Consider the following 1,628-nt stretch of genomic DNA (forward strand, 5'->3'; position numbering starts at 1 on the left):
ATGAACTGTGAGAAGTCAGCCGAGCCCATAATTGTGAAGAAGATATATTTCCACAAATATAATCATATATTCCTTGGGAGTACTCCACAGCGTGGGGCGCTGCGGAGTGTGTTAATTAAATCTATTAGTATGTACTAATATATTAGAAAATATATCATAAATAATGTTTGCGGTAAATTGAGATTGGATTAAGATTTAAATATATTGTCATATTTGTAAGAAAAAAATTACAAATTGGAATTAAAATGTTACATAGTATTGTAAACTCTAAAAATAATTTAATTTTTACAAAAGTATGGTTTTTCTTCGTTTACTTTGTGATTATGCGTGTTTGAGACTAATCACGCAAACCCGTTAAATTTCATCATCCAGAAGCTGTACTTAATCACATCTTCAATGCCTGTTGGAAAGTTTCCAGAACTGCCCCAGTATATGTAACTGAGATGCTATTTCCGGCTGTTACTGTGAGTTTCCGAAGGGTCAAAACAGTAACCAACAAAACCAACCTGATGAAGTACGTTGTCAAACAGGTGAATGAATAGCCAGCAGTGCTTCACCCGGTGTCATCCGAAAATATATTATGCCATAGATATTAACACTTGACTTTAAGCACAACAGAGTATATACTTTTGTTATAAACTTATATAAGTATATTATAAAAGTCTGTCAGACAGGAGGTAACATGAAAGATATATTAGGGAAGCCTCATGCTTTAAAACAAGTAAATCTTTCGGTTGTACGTAAGGCGATTAAAGAAAAGGGCTCAGCTACACGGTCTGAGATTGTAGAGGCAACGAAAATCAGTGTCACAACTGTAAGAACTCTGTTAACGGAAATGATGATGAATAACGAGATTGTGGATGCCGGATATGATGAATCGATTGGGGGAAGAAAGGCTGTCCGCTACGAATTAAATAAAAACCGGTTTTTCGGGGTCGGGCTGTGTCTGGGAAGTGATAGTATCCGTTATTTAACCGTTAATATCTGTGGGGAAATTCAGGACAGCGGTATATTACCTGCTGGAGAAAATGCCATAGAATCGATCTGTTTATTTTTGGATGAACTGGTAACCAGGATAGAAATAAAGTCTATCGGTATTGGTGTTCCTGGAATTGTCAATGGGCATAATTATCAGAGAAAAAATCCCCTGGGCCAGTTGGAGGATCATCCCATTGGGGAGGCGATACATCAGCGGTATGGAATACCGGTAATTTTGGAAAATGATCTGAATGCCATTACACTGGGATTTGGAAGATGTTATTTAAAAGAATACCCGGAAGAAATATGTGAAAATATAAATATGGCATATATCCATTTTGATAACGATTGCCTAAGTGCAGGTTTTCTTTCTGGCGGAAGAGTTTTGCGGGGCTGGAATAACTTTGTAGGAGAATTGGGACTGTTTCCGGTGGATGAAACAAAGACGCTGGATGATTTGCTGTCTTCCCCTTTAGATGATAAGAAATATTCCCGAATTATAGCAAAACTAATTGCAGGAATCTGCTGTATTCTAAATCCGCAATACATTGCCCTTGGGGGAAATGATTTCCGCAAAGAATGCCTGCCCTTGATTAATGATTATTTTGACAGTACCTTACCGGATAAAATGTCTGCAGAAATACTGTACG

The 1,628-nt window shown here is 37.3% G+C and carries 1 protein-coding gene; it reads left to right on the forward strand.

Annotation, left to right across the window (positions count from 1 at the left end; all coding sequences use genetic code 11):
• Nucleotides 1–682: 682 nt before the first annotated feature.
• Nucleotides 683–1,628 (forward strand): ROK family protein (locus tag ACH2DQ_RS01665; RefSeq protein WP_395025250.1); only part of this gene is annotated, 946 nt, incomplete at its 3' end.

The organism is Robinsoniella sp., from assembly GCF_034124845.1.